The sequence below is a fragment of the Salinarimonas ramus genome (genome assembly GCF_014645695.1).
Classification (GTDB): Bacteria; Pseudomonadota; Alphaproteobacteria; order Rhizobiales; family Beijerinckiaceae; genus Salinarimonas; species Salinarimonas ramus.
In genome coordinates, this window is sequence record NZ_BMMF01000014.1 from 192,172 (window position 1) to 207,646 (window position 15,475).

Consider the following 15,475-nt stretch of genomic DNA (forward strand, 5'->3'; position numbering starts at 1 on the left):
GCACGCCGCAAGGCGCGTTCCGCGCAGCGGAAAGCCTCGGCATCCGCTGCCGCCGTCGCATTTCGGCGTTCGCCGAACGCGCGTTCCGCGCGCCCCATCCGTCTCGCCGCTCCGCGTCGATCCACCTTCCCCTACAGGGAAGGAAGGGGAGCCCTCGGCGACGTCCTACAGCGGCAGATTGTCATGCTTGCGCCACGGCTCGTCCACCTCCTTCGAGCGGAGCATGGCGAGCGCCTTGGCGATGCGGCGGCGGGTGGAGTGGGGCATGATCACCTCGTCGATGTAGCCCCGCTCGGCCGCCGCGAAGGGGCTCATGAAGCGGTCCTCGTATTCCTTGGTGCGCGCGGCGAGCTTGTCGGGATCGTCCGCGTCCTGGCGGAAGATGATCTCCACCGCGCCCTTGGCGCCCATCACCGCGATCTGCGCGGAGGGCCAGGCGTAGTTCACGTCGCCGCCGATGTGCTTGGAGGCCATGACCACGTAGGCGCCGCCATAGGCCTTGCGGGTGATCACGGTCACCATCGGCACGGTGGCCTGCGTGAAGGCGAACAGCAGCTTCGCGCCGTGCTTGATGAGCCCACCGTACTCCTGCGCCGTGCCCGGCAGGAAGCCCGGCACGTCGACGAAGGTGACGAGCGGGATCGAGAAGGCGTCGCAGAAGCGCACGAAGCGCGCGGCCTTGCGCGAGGCGTCCGAGTCGAGCACGCCGGCGAGCACCATCGGCTGGTTCGCCACGATGCCGACGGTGCGGCCCTCGATGCGCGCGAAGCCGGTGATGATGTTCTTGGCGTAGCTCTCCTGGATCTCGAGGAAGTCGCCCTCGTCCACGACCTTCAGGATCAGCTCCTTCATGTCGTAGGGCTTGTTGGGATTGTCCGGCACGAGCGTGTCGAGCGAGTGCTCGAGGCGCTCGGGCTCGTCGAAGCTCTCCCATTCGGGCGGGCCGTCGATGTTGTTCGCGGGCAGGAAGTCGACGAGGCGGCGTATTTGCAGCATCGCCTCGACGTCGTTGTCGAAGGCGCCGTCGGCGACCGACGACTTCGTCGTGTGCACGGAGGCGCCGCCGAGCTCCTCGGACGTCACCGTCTCGTTGGTGACGGTCTTCACCACGTCGGGGCCGGTGACGAACATGTAGCTCGTGTCGCGCACCATGAAGATGAAGTCGGTCATCGCCGGGGAATAGACGTCGCCGCCGGCGCACGGGCCCATGATGACGGAGATCTGCGGGATCACGCCCGACGCCTTGACGTTGCGTGCGAACACCTCGCCATAGCCGGCCAGCGCCGCGACGCCCTCCTGGATGCGCGCGCCGCCGGCATCGAACAGGCCGATGATCGGGGCGCGCATCTTGAGCGCCATGTCCTGGATCTTGATCATCTTCTGCGCGTGCGCTTCCGAGAGCGAGCCGCCGAAGACGGTGAAGTCCTTGGAGAAGACGAACACGGCGCGGCCGTTGATCGTGCCGTAGCCGGTGATCACGCCGTCGCCGGGGATCTTGTTGTCCTGCATGCCGAAATCCGCGCAGCGATGCTGCACGTACATGTCGAACTCCTCGAAGGACCCCTCGTCGAGGAGGAGCGCGATGCGCTCGCGCGCGGTGAGCTTGCCCCGCTCGTGCTGCGCTCGGATGCGCCGCTCGCCGCCGCCGAGCCGAGCCTGAGCCCGCGCCCCCTCGAGCCTCTCCAGGATGTCCTTCATCGACGCCTCGTCTTCCGGATGCCGTGCGAGATGCGGCTTAGCATGCGCGGGGCGAGCGGGGGAATGGGAAGAAAGGGGGAGGAGGACGGGGGCGGAGAGGGTGTGCTAGCTTCCGATCCAACGATGCACATAAGAGGGCAGCTTATGGCGAAAGCGGTGAGCGCGGATGGCGGCTCTGCGGGCGCGGGTGCGCCCCAAGCCGTCGATCAGCGTGCGAGCAAAAACGATCTCGCCGAGCATCCCGACCCGGTCGTCGCTTTTCTCAAGCGCACCCGCGGCCGTTTGAAGCGATACCCCAAGCTGGACGTCTGACGATCGGAGTTGCAGAGATCTTAGACGGGCGTGAAGGGGTTCACGATGCGTAGCACCCCCTCCACTGCAAGCCCGTCATGCATGTCTTCGGAATAAAGCGTATCGCAGCCAGCGAGAAGAGCGGACGCGACGATCATAGAGTCGTACACCGAGAAGCCGTAGCGTTCGCCCAATGCACAGCCGACCTCGTGCGTCATCTCCGTAAGCTCGACAACATTGCACACTCGCCTGATGCCGAGGAGAAATACTCCAGCTTTTTCCCAGGACATGCCTGCTTTGCGAATGCAGTTCACGAGAACCTCGTTCAGCACTTGCACGCTGATCGTCGGGTTCGTTGCGAGCAGCTGCTCGGCGATCTCCGCTTTCGCGCCGCCGTCGAGCAAGTAGAGCACCACGTTCGAGTCGAGGAAGTCAGCGCGCATTCGCGTCGTCACGACTCAGGCGTTGGTCAGCGGGCAGGGAACCTCGGAACTGACGAAGCGATCGCAGGACTTCCTCGGGCCGTGCCGCGCGCTGAACAACGAGGCCGCCCTCGTCGGCGCGAAGCTCGACCGTATCGCCTTCCCGTAACCCTAGCCTCCTGACCAGATCGGCGGGAAGCCTGACGGCAAGTGAATTTCCCCATCTTGCGACCTGCACGACGCCCTCCGACACTTGGATATCCGCACGATAATGTATATCAGGCAAGCAGCCGCGACAACAGCCGTGCCGGTCTGCGGCTCACCCCGCCTCCCCATAAAGCAGCACCGCGGCGTCGAACTCCCGCCTGCGCCCCGCGCGGCGCTCGAGGGCGATGGCGTCGGCGCCCCAGACGCGCTCCTGGTGGAGCTCGTCGACATGGGCCGCGTGCCAGGCGTCGTCGGCGGTGAGCGCGCCGTCGGCCACGGCGAGGGCGATGAGGGCCGAGCCGGTGATCGTCGTCATCACGCTGAGCGCGGCGAGCGCCACGGGCTCGGTCTCGCGCGAGACGCGCGCGGCGATCGCCTCCAGCGTCTCGCGGGGCTGCTCGACATACATCACGCCCTCGGCCAGCAGGAAGCGGGCGCCGAGCCGCTCGCGGGTGCTCGCGAGCACGGGGTCCCACGCCGCGTTCTGGGCGGCGACCAAGGCTTCGGGATCGCCGGCGCGATAGCAGAGGAGGTCTGAGCCCGCGTATTTGACGATCTCCGCGGCGACCGGCTCCATCGCCGTCGCGACGCCGTCCAGCGCGGAATTGAGGATGCGGGTGAGCGGCATGGTTCCGGGATCGATGCGCTCGCCCTGGCCCTCCCATTCCGCCGCGAGCGCGTCGCCGGCGGCCCGCGTGGGGGCGGCGAGGGGGCGCTTGCCGGGCGTCTTGGCCGGACGTCCGTCGAGCGCGAGCACGAAGCCGCCGTGGGGATGCGGCTCGGCCGTCGCGCAGGTATAGAAGCGCTTGGGCAGCTCCGGCGTCATGGCACCGCGTGCCGCCTCGCGCGGATCGCGCCGCGTCTCGCCGGGCTCGGGAGCGAGGTCGTGCCAGAAATCGTCGGGCATGGTGATCCTTGTGCATCGAGGCGAGCGGCGCGTCGACGGACGTCCCCGCAGGAATCGCCGCGCGCGCCGATTTCCTCAGATATGACGCGCCGCCTCTCGCGCAAGCGCGTGCGTCACGCCCGCCAGAGCCGGTCGAGGACGGGCACGATCTCGGAGAACCGGTCGACGATCGTGTGCGCGCCGCGATCGCGCAACGCGCCGGCGCCGTGGAAGCCGTAGGACACGCCGATGCCGGCGACCCCCGCCGCGCGCGCCATGTCCATGTCGAAGGTGGAATCGCCCACCATCGCGGCGCTCGGCGGCGCGACCCCGGTCTCGGAGAGCGCCTGCAGGATCATGCCGGGATGGGGCTTGGAGGGCGCGTCGTCCGCGGTCTGAATGGTGGCGAACAGCCCCTCCCAGCTCTCGCGGGCGACGAGATGGGTCACGCCGCGCCGGCTCTTGCCGGTGGCGATGCCGAGCAGCACCTCCTCGCGCCGCGCCAGCGCGGCGATGGTCTCGCGCACGCCCGGATAGAGCGGCTCCTCGTGGGTGCCCTCCGCGCGCAGCTCGGAGAACACCTCGCGATAGGTCTGGGCCATGGCCTCCCACGGCCCGTCCTCGCCGGCGAGGACGCGGAAGGCCTCCGGCAGGGAGAGCCCCACGATGGAGAGGGAGCGCTCCCGCGTCGGCGGAGGAAGCCCGTGCGCCCGGAAGGTGCGCACCTGCGCCTCGACGATGATCGCCTGGCTGTCGACGAGCGTGCCGTCGAGGTCGAGGAGGACGAGGCGCAGGCCGTCCGCGGGAGCGCGCGTCATGTCAGTCCTCGTCCTCGTCGTCCTCCTCGAGGCCGTCGATGGGGATGAGGAACATGACGATCGGCTCGTCGTCCTCTTCCGCCTCCTCGTCCATCTCGGCCTCGTCGAAGGCCTCGATCTCCTCTTCCGTGGAGGCGCGCACCTCGATGGGGCTCTCGCCGTCCCACACCTGGCGGCCCTCGCTCTCGAGCTCGATCATCTCGTCGGCGAGGCTCTCGAGCAGCTCCCGGGCCTCGGCCTCGGGGGTCGCGTCGGTGACGGCGATGGCGCGGCCGTCGATCACGAGCGTGAACATGGCGTGTCGTCCTTTCGGCCTCTCTCGGCCGGGTTGGGGAGGGATGGTCTCTCGCTCACTCCTCCGGGGCTTCGACGATCGGGTCGTACGCGTCCGTCTCGAGGCCCAGGAGGTTGAAGGTCTGCTGCATGTGGGGCGGCAGCGGCGCCGTGACGTCGATGGGCCGGCCCGTGCGCGGATGCGGCACGACGATGCGCCGCGCGAGCAGGTGCAGCCGGTTCTGGATGCCGCCGGGCAGCTCCCAGTTCTCGACGTCGAAATATTTCGGGTCCCCGATGATCGGGTGCCCCGCGCCCTGCATGTGGACGCGCAGCTGGTGCGTGCGCCCGGTGACGGGCTTGAGCGACACCCAGCACAGCTTCTGCGCCGATTGCTCGACGACGGCGTAGTAGGTGAGCGCGTGCTCCGCCCCCTCGTCGCCGTGCTTGGCGACGCGCATGCGGCTGTCGCCGTCGGGCAGCATCTCCTTGGCGATGTAGCTCGAGACACGGCCCTGGCGCGTCTTCGGCACGCCGGCGACGATCGCCCAGTAGACCTTGCGCGTCACCCGCGAGCGGAAGCTCTTGGCGAGCACGCTCGCGGCGAAGCGCGACTTCGCCACGACGAGGCAGCCCGCCGTCTCCTTGTCGAGGCGGTGGACGAGGCGGGGCTTCTCGCCCTTCTCGTTGCGCAACGCCTCGAGCAGCCCGTCCACGTGCCGCGTCGTGCCCGATCCGCCCTGCGAGGCGAGGCCCGCGGGCTTGTTGAGCACGAGGACGTCCTTGTCCTCGTAGAGCGTGATGGACTGGAGGAAGGCGGCGTCGCTTTCGTTGCGGGTCGGCGAGCGCGGGCGCTGCTCCTCCAGCTTGAGCGGGGGGACGCGCACGCTCTGGCCGGCGGCGAGGCGCTCGTTGGGCTTCATGCGCTTGCCGTCCACCCGCAGCTGGCCGGTGCGGATGATGCGCTGGAGATGAGTGAAGGCGAGCTGCGGGAACCGCGCGGCGAGGAAGCGGTCGAGCCGCATGTCCGCCTCGTCCGCCTCGACGACCAGGGTCTGGATGCCGGTGGCGAGCGTCGCCGCCGCGGCGTCCTTCTGGACGCGCTTCGGGGGGAGGGCGGGGGTGGTCGGCTTCGCCGCGTCGCTCGCGACGCGGGGATTCGCAGCCGAGGTCTTCGCAGCCGAGGTCTTCGCAGCCGAGGTCTTCGCAGCCGAGGTCTTCGCCGAGGGCTTGCGCACGGCGGGTTTCGCCTGCGCCTTCGAAGGCGCTTTGCCCGGGCCCTTCTCCGGCCCCCTGCCGGGGCCCTTGCCGGGACCCTTGCCCCCGGCCTTCGCCGCGCCCGCGCGGCCGCCGGCGCGGGCGATCTTGCGCGATGTCTGGCGGGGCCCGCCGCGGGGGGATCTCGTCTGCGTCATGCGCGAGGCTCTATCATCGCCGCGCGGCGGCGGCAAACGGGATCGCGGCCGCGAGGCGCGCATCCGAGGAAACGGTCTCGGCCGTGCCGGACGCGGGGCTCGGCGCAATCGATCGAGGTCGGAATGGACACGAGGAGCGTGGCTGGGGCGCCAGGATACTGTGCTGCAGTCCGCCCCAGTGCAAGCCGTTGTAATAAAACGGCGTTTTCCAGCCTTGAAATCTGCCTGTGTCCCAGTCCCGTGTTGCTGCTGGGTATGCCAAAAAGCGCCCGCTGTAAAGCTTAAGACTAGCGTCGCGGATGCATCTTAAAGTAGCGTTCGTGTGGGGGTCCTGCGAAGGTGCGCAGCGCGCCCGAGAGTGTCAGGCGCACAGCGCTCAGACTGTGGACCGGCGTGGAAAAGGGCTCTGACTCAATCTCGGTGCAATTTCGGATTCCAACGGCAGCGCTTTGAGGGAGGCGCTACCATGCGGCGGATTTGATTCGGACGAGCAGTATCGCTCGCGGGAGATCGGTCATCGGCTGATCCGCCCTCACTGAAGTGGTCCGCCCTGATGTATGGCTCAATGGAGCCGGGAGGACGGATCGATGCCGCGGAAGAGACACAAGCCTGAAGAGATTGTGATGAAGCTGCGCCGGGAAACGTCTGAGCCCCGCACGTCGGCGCGCCTGCGTCGACCACGTGATGCTGGTCCTGAACGTCTCCGAGCGTCGTGCCTGCCGGGCGCTCGGGCAGCATCGCTCGACGCAGCGCAAGGCGCCGCGGGGCCGGGAGGACGAGGAGAGGCTCACGGCCGACCTGATCGAGCTGGCCCGCCGGTATGGCCGCTACGGCACCGCAGGATCAACGCGCTGCTGCGCGAGGCCGGCTGCCTCGTGAACGACAAGCGCGTCGAGCGGATCTGGTGGCGCGAGGGGCTCGAGGTGCCCGCCCGGCCGCCCAAGCGCGGGCGGCTGTGGCTGACCGACGGCTCGTGCGTGCGGCTTCGGCCCGAGCGTCACGACCACGTCTGGTCCTACGACTTCGTCGAGGACCGCACCCATGACGGACGGCGCTACCGCAGGCTCAACGTCGTCGACGAGTTCACCCGCGAGTGCCTCGCCATCCAGGTGGCCCGCAAGCTCAAGGACGTGGACGTCATCAACGTGCTCTCGGAGCTGTTCGTCCTTCGCGGCGTGCCGAGCCACGTGCGCTCGGACAACGGCCCCGACATCGTGGCCGAGGCGGTCCAGGCCGGGATCGCAGCGGTCGACGCCAAGACGGCCTACATCACGCCGGCCTCGCCGTGGGAGAACGGCTACGTGGAAGCCTTCAACGCCCGCCTCCGGGACGAACTCCTGGACGGCGAAATATTCTACAGCCTGCGGGAGGCGCAGATCGTGATCGAGAGCTGGAGAAAGCACTACAACACGGTCCGGCTCCATTCCTCGCTGGGCTACAGGGCGCCCGCGCCGGAGGTCGTCGTGCCTCGTCACTCCGCCTGCCCGGCTGCGCAACCCCGACCAGCTCCGCTGGCTAGGCTACCGATGGCGAAAACCTCAGCGCTGAACTAACATTCCATCCGGACCACCCAGTGGGGGCTGATCAGGGGGCCAAGAGCGGTGAGCTGTGTTCGACGCCGGCCGTCGCCCGCGGGGCTCGCGCTGCCGGGCGCAGCTGATAGACAGAAGAACGACCCGGCGTAAGCCGGGCGAGGGGAGGGGCGAGCGTGTTTCATCTTACGATGCGGGTGGCGTGGCATGGATCGCGCTGGAACGGGCGGGTCTGCCCGGTTCCGTCCTCAAACGCGTTCTGCGTGGCGCTCGACCGTATCCGCGAGGAGAAGGATGACGCCGCTCAGGACGCGCTGGCGGGAAGGGCTTGGCATGAGCTGACGCAGGAGGAGCTGCCCCCCTGCAAAGCCGAGTCGGGCGCATTCATGAACGACACGGAGTGGACTCGCCGCTTCGAGCACCCATACGCGTCCATCAAGAAGGCGGCCGCGACGCACGGCCACTTGAAGCCCACTGTCGTGAAGGTCCCCCCGTTCGCGGCCTTCGCCGTGCCTTTCGGCTGGATGCTGCGCAGCGAGCAGGACGCCATCGACGCGAAGCTGCCGAAGCCCTTACCGCCGGACGAGACGTCGCCGTTCGCAAGTCCCTGGGTGTTCGGTCGAGCCCGTCAGACTGCGCTCGTCGATCATGTGTTCGACCGGCTCACGCCCGAGCGCTCTCTCGTCTTCTTTTATTGCAAGGAAGGCCAGCCGCTCGGGGACACGATCTCGCGCCTGGTGGTCGGCGTCGGCCGCATTCAGTCGATCGCGCCGGTAAAGCAGTATGACGCACCGGCCGGCAAGGACGCGTACCCGATGTGGGACCGCCTGCTCCGGCACTCGATCCGGCCGGACGGCTTCGACGGCTTCCTGCTGCCCTACCATGACTATCTCGAGCCGACCGGCGACGCGGCGGAGGACGCGCGCCGGGCGGCGCTCCTCACCGAGATCGCCGTCCCCGCCGACCCGGCTCACATGCGCGTGTTCTCCTACGCGGCCGAACTCGCGCCTGCGGACATCGCGCTGTCGACGCTCATCCGCTGCCTCGAAGCGGTCCGGAAGGTCCGAGCGCACGGGATTGCCAATGGGCCATGGGAGCGACGCGAGGAGTGGCTGAACACCCAGATCGGCCTGGCCTGGAAGGATCGTGGGGCGTTCCCCGGCCTCGGCTCGACCCTCGAGGCGCTGGGCATGCGCCTCGGCACCGCTCTGACCCTCGAGTTGCTGGCGTCCGGAGCGGTCATTTCCGACGGGGACCCTTGGCCGCACGTCGATGCCCTGCTTCGCGGAAAGGTCAAGCCTCCGCAGCCCGTTTACGACGCCGATCTCAAGGCCGTTCGCGGCACCTGGGCCAACCTGGCCGAGGAGCGGCGAGTCCTGCTCAAGCTGCTCTCGCGCTTCGCTCTGACGCCGGTGCAAGCGGCACGCTGGTTCGACCCTGCCAAACGCGCCGCGGCGAGTACGACGCAAACGACCGACGCCGAGCTGATCGCAAACCCATACCGAATCAGTGAGGTCGACCTCGGCGATGCGAAGGAGTCGCCGGTCTCGGTCGGGACGATCGACCGGGGTCTCCTCCCGGAGGCGACCATCGCCGTCAGGCACCCGGTCCCGGACCCCTCGCGCGTCCAGTCTGCGAGCGACCCGCGCCGGCTGCGGGCCGTGCTGGTCGCGGTGCTGCGACGCGCCTCCGAGAACGGCGACGCGCTGCTGAGCGTCACGGAAGCCGTCGAGAAAGCCGCCGCGCTCGAGCTGGCGCACCCATGCCTGATCGGCGTCGACTGGCCCGCCGCCAATGCCTCCGCCCTGACCGGCGTCGTCGAGCTCGTCGCGCTACCGGCGCCGGAGGGGCAAGACGCCGGGATCTTGGCCATCCAGCTCTCCGATCTGAAGGCACGCGAGGAGCGGCTCCGGTCGGTGCTCGCAAAGCGCGCGGGGAAGGCTGCGCCGCTCGTCACGGCCGACTGGAAAAAGCTCCTTGTCGAGGCAATCAAGGGGGCGGGCGGCGCCTTCGACCCGACGAACGCGCGACACGTGCTCGCCATCGAGGAGCAGGCGACGGCGCTCGCCCGCGTCACCTCCCGGCGTCTCACGGCGTTGGTCGGTCGTGCCGGCACCGGCAAAACGTCGGTCATGGGCGCGCTGCTGCTCAACGACGCCATCGCTCGGGACGGCATCCTGTTGCTTGCGCCCACGGGCAAGGCGCGCGTCCGGCTGGGTAAAGCCGCAAAGGCAGAGGCAATGACGGTTGCCCAGTTCCTGAACGAGCTCGGCCGCTACGACCGGGTCCGCCAGCGGCCGCGGTTCCACGGACAGGAGAAGCGCCGTAAGGAGAAGACGGTGGTCATCGACGAATGCTCGATGCTCACCATGGACGATCTCGCGGCCGTGCTCGACGCGCTCGACCTGGCGCACGTCCAGCGGCTCATCCTGGTCGGAGACCCCAACCAGCTGCCCCCGATCGGGGTTGGTCGCCCGTTCGCCGACCTGACGTCCTTTCTCCAGACCACCGACGCGAAGAGCGACACCGGCCTGGCGCTCTCGGACGCGCTGGCGCGGCTGACTGTCGAGGTCCGGGCCGTCGCGGGTGCGGACCAGGCCTCGGACACGCTGCGCCTCGCGTCCTGGTTCACGAGAGAGACGCAACCGGTCGACGCGGACCGGGTCCTCAGCGATCTTGAGACGGGGCGGCCGTTCAACGACCTCGACCTCCTCTTCTGGAAGACGCCTGACGAACTGCGGAGCCGCTTGGCGGAGGCGTTCCAGAGGCACCTCGGGCTCGCGAACGCGAACGACGTCGATGGCTTTAACGCGTCGCTCGGCTTCGACGAGCGCGGCTGGGTTCCGTTCGACGATCCGGACGGTTCGGAGCGGTGGCAGATCTTGTCTCCGATCCGCATGCACCCGCACGGAGTCCACGACCTGAATCGATGGGCACAGCGCCGCTACCGTGCGACCGAGCTGCAGGCTGCCGCGGATCCCTGGGTCGTCAGTCTCGGCGATGAGAGCATCGTGCTGCGTGACAAGGTCATCCAGGTCTCGAATCAATGGCGCACCGCGTTCGACGGACGCGAGAACGAGGACCACTATGTCGCGAACGGTGAGGTCGGGCTCGTCGCCAATGGCAAATCGCCCTGGCTGAACATCGTCTTCGCCGGGCGACCGAACCTTCGCTTCGGCTACAGCGGGCGCGATTTCCCGGGAGGTTCTGGGCCGCTCGAGCTCGCCTACGCCATCACTGTCCACAAGTCGCAGGGTAGCGAGTTCCAGAAAGTTTTCGTCGTTCTGCCCAAGAATTGCCGGCCGCTCTCACGCGAGCTCCTGTACACGGCATTGACCCGATCGCGGCGCCAGCTCGTGCTCCTGATCGAGGGCGACGATCCATCAATCCTCTTCGACTACACCCGCCCCGAGCGGTCTGAGACCGCGCGGCGCAACACCAACCTCTTCCAGGGCGTGCTCCGTCGCACCGACGCAGAGGTGCCGTACGCCGAGAACCTGATCCACCGCACCGAGAAGGGGCATCTGGTTCGCAGCAAGTCGGAACTGGTCATCGCCAACATGCTGCATCAGTCGGGCGTGGAGTATGAGTACGAGCGCGTGCTTGACGGAGAGGTCCAGCCTGGCCGCCTTCGTCCGGACTTCTCGTTCGTCACCGCCGACGGGGACCTGATCCTCTGGGAACACCTCGGCATGATGGGGCGCGAGGACTACCGGAAGGGCTGGGAGTGGAAGAAGGCGTGGTACGAAGCCAATGGCTTCGCGGTGGGCCGCTCGCTGTTCACCTCTGAGGACGACGACCGCGGAGGGCTGGACTCGTCGAGCCTGCGCTCCACCGTGGACGCGATCAAAACGCTCCTCGACTGAAGCAGGGCACGGTGCGGGTCGGTCGATCCTCGACGGGGGCTGTCTCAAACGCCCCTAAAGCAGTTCGCGCTCGAGCTCGTCCTTGCGGGCGCGCCAATCCGGTATGGCGCGCGTCAGAAGCTCCTCCCATCCCCACCCGTGATCGGGGTGAAGAGCGTGCGCCAGTTCATGGGCGATGACGTAATCGATCAGGGAGGGCGAGGCGCGCACGAGTTCAAGGTTGAGCACGAGGGCGCCCTTCGCCGTGAAGCTCCCCCAGCGGTGCGTCATCTCGCGGATGACGAGGCGCGGCCGTTCGACGCCGAGGCGCGCGAAGGGAGGAAGAACCGCGCGCAGGCGCTCGGGGAAGATGCGGTGGGCATGGAGCCGGTACCAGTGCCGGAGCACCGTGCGCCTGAAGACGAGCCCCTTGTTGTCAGGCTCGGTTAGAATGAGTCGGCTTCCCTCGATGCGGACGCCGATCGAGGTTCCGGCCTCCACCAGGAGCCTGTAAGGCCGCCCAAGGAGCAGATGCGTCTCGCCGCTTTCATACTGACGGGGCGGGGTCCTGGGACGCCAGCGGTCGAACCGCGCCCGCTGGCGGACGATCCAGGCGCCGCGACGACGCACCCGGCTGATGATGTCGGCGTCGCTCGCGTGGCTCGGGGCGGACACGACGACCTCGCCCTCCGGGGTCACGACGATGCGCAGCGTCGGACGCTCCGAGCGTCGCACCGAGAACGGGACAGGGGTTCCTCCCCAGTCGAACGCCAGTTCAGTGGGCGCGGCCATCGTCCGCCATCCGCACGCGCGCCGAGGCGATGACGTCATCCATGATCGCGTCGAGGACGCTGGGATCGATCGCGAGTTTGCGGCGTCCGATCACCTCGTCGAAGAAGTAGTCGTCGATGTCGTTCCGGATGCGGTTCTCGGCGTCGCGGTCGTTCTGCCAGCCGATCACGCGATGCTGCGCGACGATCCGCGTGACCGACTCGGCGATGTCGACCGCGACCCCGTCACGGTCTAAGCCCGCCTTGGCGAGCTCGCGGCGGGCGATGCCCCAGAACGCCGTCTCGTGGCTCTTGCCGCGGATCGCGTCCGGCGTTGGGTCGTCGACGTCCTCGCGCCGCTCTGCGGCGTCCCGCAACCGCCGAACCTCGGCGAGGTAGGCCTTCTCCTCCAGCCGTCCCCGTCGAAAAGCGTCGATGGCGTTCCGGATCAGCTTGGAGAACTTCTCGAAGAAGACCGGGTCCTGCTCCCATTTCTCTTCGATCACCTGAAGCGCGCGGTGGGCGATCTCGTCCGCGACCGACGCGTCGGACCGAGCTTTCCCCGCGCGGGCCGCGTCGATCGCCCCGTCATCGAAGACGTTGAGGGGCTCGACCACGGTGATCACCTCGTGCGCGCTGACGTGCTGGTCGAGCAGCGCGCGGACGCGGTGCTCGTAATCGGCCCAGTCGACCTTTTCGGCATAGCGCGACCGAACATGCTCCTTCAGAGCCACGAACCGCTTTTCGTCAGTCCGCCACCGTTGGAGGCGCTCGGGAGGCGTCTCCTCGAGGAAGGTGCGGGAGGAGAGGGCGACCGTCAGGCAGCGGGAGAACTGGCCAAGGCGGCGGTAGAACTCTTCGCGCATCGGCTCGTCGATCAGAGCCTTCGCGTAAGCTTCCTCATCGAACCGGTTGGCGACGCCGCTGAACAGGTCGAGGAGGGCTGCGTGCAGCGATGGCAGACGGCGGGCCTCTTCGGCGACGTCGGTCAGCGCCTTGGCCAGGTCCTCGTCATCGAAGCCGGCGAGGGCATCATTGGCGCTGAGCGCCTCGCCGAGGTTCCGCAGGACGCCGCAATAGTCGACGATGTAGCCGAAGGGCTTGGGCGGTGCGCCGTCCTCGTCGAAGATGCGGTTCACCCGCGCGATCGCTTGAAGGAGCCCGTGCTCCTTGAGCGGTTTGGCTAGGTAAAGGACGGTGTTGCGAGGCGCGTCGAACCCGGTCAGCAGTTTGTCGACGACGATCAAGAGGTCCGGGTCGTCCGGTCCCTTGAAGGCCTCGATGATCCGCTTGTTGTAAGCGTCCTCGCCGCCGTAGCGGGCCATCATGCGGCGCCAGAACGCCACGACGAGGTCGTCCGACCCCTCGTCGATGTCCTTGTCGCCCTCCCTTTGATCAGGAGCCGAGATGACGACCTCGGCAGTGAGTTCGCCGAACTCGTCGATCAGCCGCTTCAGCATGATGGCATCGCGCTTGGACGGCGCGACGAGCTGGCCCTTGAGGCCGGACCCCTTGAAATGTTCGGAAAAGTGCCGGCTCACATCGAAGGCGACGCACTTCAGGCGCGCCGCCACGCCGGCGACCGCGCGCGGTCGGCTCATCTTGCGTTTGAGGTCGTTCGCCTGGGCCGAGGACAGGCCGCGCGTCACCCGCTCAAACCAGGTGTCGATCGCTTGCTCGTCGACATCCTCTTCGACGTGACGACCCTCGTAGAGGAGGGGGACGACAGCGCCGTCGCCGACCGCGTCCCGCATGGAATAGACAGGATCGAAAAGCGGGCCGAACTGGCGAAAGGTGTTCTTCTCGCGCTTTGCAATCGGGGTCCCGGTGAAGCCGATGAAGCAGGCTTTTGGGAAGACCTCGCGCATTCGGGCGTGCAGGCTCTCCAGGTCGCCGTACTGGCTCCGGTGGCTCTCATCGACCAGAACGAAGATGTCGGCGCTCTGATCGACGATGCGGCGCTTGCCGAGCGCCGCCCGAAATTTGTGGATCACCGTCGTGATCACGCGCGCCTTTTCCTCAATCAACTCGATCAGATGCTCGCCCGTGCGGGCGCGTTGGGGCGCCAGCCCTGTGGCCGCAAAGGTGCGCGCGATCTGGTCGTCGAGATCGGTCCGGTCGGTGACGAGGACCAAGCGAGCGCCCGGAACCGCGCCGGCGAGCGCACGGCCGAGCATCACCATGGTCAGGGACTTGCCCGAGCCCTGCGTGTGCCAGACGACGCCGCCCGCCCTGCGCCCGTTCTCCAGAGCCTGAACCCGGCCGATGACGCTCTTGATCGCAAACACCTGCTGGTGACGCGCGACCTTCTTCACTGGCCCATCAAAAAGCGTGAAGCGCCGCGCCACGTCGAGCAGGCGCTCGGGCCGGAAAAGGGCGACGAGCGTGTCGTCGAGCTTGGTCGGCTCGCGTCCCCGTTCTGAAAGCGCCTCAAAACGTCGGCGGTGCGGCGCGAAGTCGTCGAAGATGTACTTGGCCTCGATTGAGTCAATTGGACGAGCGATGACATTTCGAACCAAGTCGGCTCCGTCTTCTCGCTCCTTCCAGCTCGACCAGAACTTCAGCGGCGTCCCAACGGTGCCGTAGCGCGGCTCGTGCGGGTTTGCGGCGAGGAGGAGCTGGACCGAGAAGAAGAGATTAGGACAACCGACATCGGGCTTCTGATTGCGGATCGTTTGGGTGATGCCCTGTTCGGTTTTTTCTCGGGATGATTTAACCTCGATGACGGCGAATGGGATGCCGTTGACGAACAGGACGATATCCGGCCGGATCGAGCCGCCGCCCGGCCACTCGACCGGGAACTCGGCCGTCATGTGGAACGCGTTGGCGCGCCAGTCCTCCCAGTCGACATACCGGAACGGCCATTCCCGTGCGGTGTCATCCACGGTTTGCGGCAGCGCGATGCCAAGCTGGAGCAGGTCGGTAACAACCTCGTTAGTGCGCAGGACGCCGTCATATCTGACCCCGGACAGGCGCCGCACAGCGGTCTCGAGGTTGGCCTCAGAAAACAGGTGCCGTCGACCGCGCCAGCTGATCTGATTGAGGCGGGGAAGTTGCTTCCGAACTATGTCGTCCAGCAGCACGTGGCTGCGCCGGCCATGGCGCATCCTGTCGGCGTCGACGCGACTGACATAGTGCCAGCCAAGGGCCGACAAGGTGGCGAGCGCTGCCAGATGTGCGCCGCCGGCTTCCGAGAGAGCGAATTCGGGCGATGTGCTCATTGGTGCACCTTCGGGCTGGAGGATGCGGAGCCGCGAAGCGGCGTAGTATTCTCCAGCCCGAGCACTTGCCGCGACGGCCACGTGTGCTCGCCCTTGA

General features: G+C 67.7%; 11 protein-coding genes and 1 pseudogene. 3 read left to right on the forward strand and 9 right to left on the reverse strand.

All coding sequences use genetic code 11. The annotated features are described in order from the left end of the window. Nucleotides 1–165: 165 nt before the first annotated feature. Entirely contained in the window at nt 166–1,698 is a 1,533-nt protein-coding gene (locus IEX89_RS20950) for an acyl-CoA carboxylase subunit beta (protein WP_188915209.1), read from the reverse strand. Between the two features lie 144 nt (nt 1,699–1,842). Between IEX89_RS20950 and IEX89_RS20955 the strand changes: the two genes are divergently transcribed. Further along, the gene (locus IEX89_RS20955; RefSeq protein WP_188915210.1) at nt 1,843–2,010 is read left to right on the forward strand and encodes a hypothetical protein; all 168 of its coding nucleotides are present in this window, start codon (nt 1,843–1,845) and stop codon (nt 2,008–2,010) included. Nucleotides 2,011–2,030: 20 nt separating this feature from the next. Here IEX89_RS20955 and IEX89_RS20960 read toward each other — a convergent pair whose 3' ends face one another. The 6 genes from IEX89_RS20960 to IEX89_RS20985 all read right to left on the reverse strand — a co-directional run bounded on the left by IEX89_RS20960 (nt 2,031) and on the right by IEX89_RS20985 (nt 6,010). After that, on the reverse strand, nt 2,031–2,432 hold the full coding sequence (locus IEX89_RS20960) for a PIN domain-containing protein (protein WP_188915211.1): 402 nt from the start codon (nt 2,430–2,432) through the stop codon (nt 2,031–2,033). Further along, a complete protein-coding gene (locus IEX89_RS20965) occupies nt 2,422–2,664 on the reverse strand; it encodes an AbrB/MazE/SpoVT family DNA-binding domain-containing protein (RefSeq protein ID WP_308423848.1) in 243 nt (80 codons plus the stop codon). The genes IEX89_RS20960 and IEX89_RS20965 overlap by 11 nt, the downstream gene beginning before the upstream one ends. Before the next feature lie 66 nt (nt 2,665–2,730). Further along, nucleotides 2,731–3,525 carry an ATP12 family chaperone protein gene (locus IEX89_RS20970; protein WP_188915212.1) on the reverse strand — a complete coding sequence of 265 codons (795 nt, stop codon included), beginning with the start codon at nt 3,523–3,525 and terminating at the stop codon, nt 2,731–2,733. Between the two features lie 113 nt (nt 3,526–3,638). Next, a complete protein-coding gene (locus tag IEX89_RS20975) occupies nt 3,639–4,322 on the reverse strand; it encodes an HAD-IA family hydrolase (protein ID WP_244645619.1) in 684 nt (227 codons plus the stop codon). A 1-nt stretch (nt 4,323) separates the two neighbouring features. Continuing rightward, on the reverse strand, nt 4,324–4,617 hold the full coding sequence (locus IEX89_RS20980; RefSeq protein ID WP_188915213.1) for a hypothetical protein: 294 nt from the start codon (nt 4,615–4,617) through the stop codon (nt 4,324–4,326). Between the two features lie 55 nt (nt 4,618–4,672). Further along, the gene (locus tag IEX89_RS20985) at nt 4,673–6,010 is read right to left on the reverse strand and encodes an RluA family pseudouridine synthase (protein WP_188915214.1); all 1,338 of its coding nucleotides are present in this window, start codon (nt 6,008–6,010) and stop codon (nt 4,673–4,675) included. Nucleotides 6,011–6,646: 636 nt separating this feature from the next. On the opposite strand from IEX89_RS20985, the pseudogene IEX89_RS20990 reads away from it, so the two are divergent. Together IEX89_RS20990 and IEX89_RS20995 are read left to right on the forward strand one after the other, a co-directional pair. Next, a pseudogene (locus IEX89_RS20990) lies at nt 6,647–7,563 on the forward strand (IS3 family transposase); the annotation flags it as partial. A 155-nt stretch (nt 7,564–7,718) separates the two neighbouring features. Further along, nucleotides 7,719–11,408, forward strand: coding sequence for an ATP-dependent DNA helicase (locus IEX89_RS20995; RefSeq protein WP_188915215.1), 3,690 nt, complete (start codon nt 7,719–7,721; stop codon nt 11,406–11,408). A gap of 54 nt (nt 11,409–11,462) precedes the next feature. On the opposite strand, the gene IEX89_RS21000 is transcribed toward IEX89_RS20995, so the two are convergent. Both IEX89_RS21000 and IEX89_RS21005 read right to left on the reverse strand, forming a co-directional pair. Then, nucleotides 11,463–12,179 carry a M48 family metallopeptidase gene (locus IEX89_RS21000; RefSeq protein WP_188915216.1) on the reverse strand — a complete coding sequence of 239 codons (717 nt, stop codon included), beginning with the start codon at nt 12,177–12,179 and terminating at the stop codon, nt 11,463–11,465. Beyond that, nucleotides 12,163–15,378: a type I restriction endonuclease subunit R gene (locus IEX89_RS21005; RefSeq protein WP_188915217.1), complete on the reverse strand. Its 3,216-nt coding sequence runs from the start codon at nt 15,376–15,378 to the stop codon at nt 12,163–12,165. Before IEX89_RS21005 ends, IEX89_RS21000 begins: the two co-directional genes overlap by 17 nt. Nucleotides 15,379–15,475: the final 97 nt, after the last annotated feature.

What these genes read in the sequence shown, in the direction of transcription:
- IEX89_RS20950 (WP_188915209.1), bottom strand. Translation starts at nt 1,698, where the DNA reads ATGAAGGACATCCTGGAGAGGCTCGAGGGGGCGCGGGCTCAGGCTCGG.
- IEX89_RS20955 (WP_188915210.1), top strand. Translation starts at nt 1,843, where the DNA reads ATGGCGAAAGCGGTGAGCGCGGATGGCGGCTCTGCGGGCGCGGGTGCG.
- IEX89_RS20960 (WP_188915211.1), bottom strand. Translation starts at nt 2,432, where the DNA reads ATGCGCGCTGACTTCCTCGACTCGAACGTGGTGCTCTACTTGCTCGAC.
- IEX89_RS20970 (WP_188915212.1), bottom strand. Translation starts at nt 3,525, where the DNA reads ATGCCCGACGATTTCTGGCACGACCTCGCTCCCGAGCCCGGCGAGACG.
- IEX89_RS20975 (WP_244645619.1), bottom strand. Translation starts at nt 4,322, where the DNA reads ATGACGCGCGCTCCCGCGGACGGCCTGCGCCTCGTCCTCCTCGACCTC.
- IEX89_RS20980 (WP_188915213.1), bottom strand. Translation starts at nt 4,617, where the DNA reads ATGTTCACGCTCGTGATCGACGGCCGCGCCATCGCCGTCACCGACGCG.
- IEX89_RS20985 (WP_188915214.1), bottom strand. Translation starts at nt 6,010, where the DNA reads ATGACGCAGACGAGATCCCCCCGCGGCGGGCCCCGCCAGACATCGCGC.
- IEX89_RS21000 (WP_188915216.1), bottom strand. Translation starts at nt 12,179, where the DNA reads ATGGCCGCGCCCACTGAACTGGCGTTCGACTGGGGAGGAACCCCTGTC.
- IEX89_RS21005 (WP_188915217.1), bottom strand. Translation starts at nt 15,378, where the DNA reads ATGAGCACATCGCCCGAATTCGCTCTCTCGGAAGCCGGCGGCGCACAT.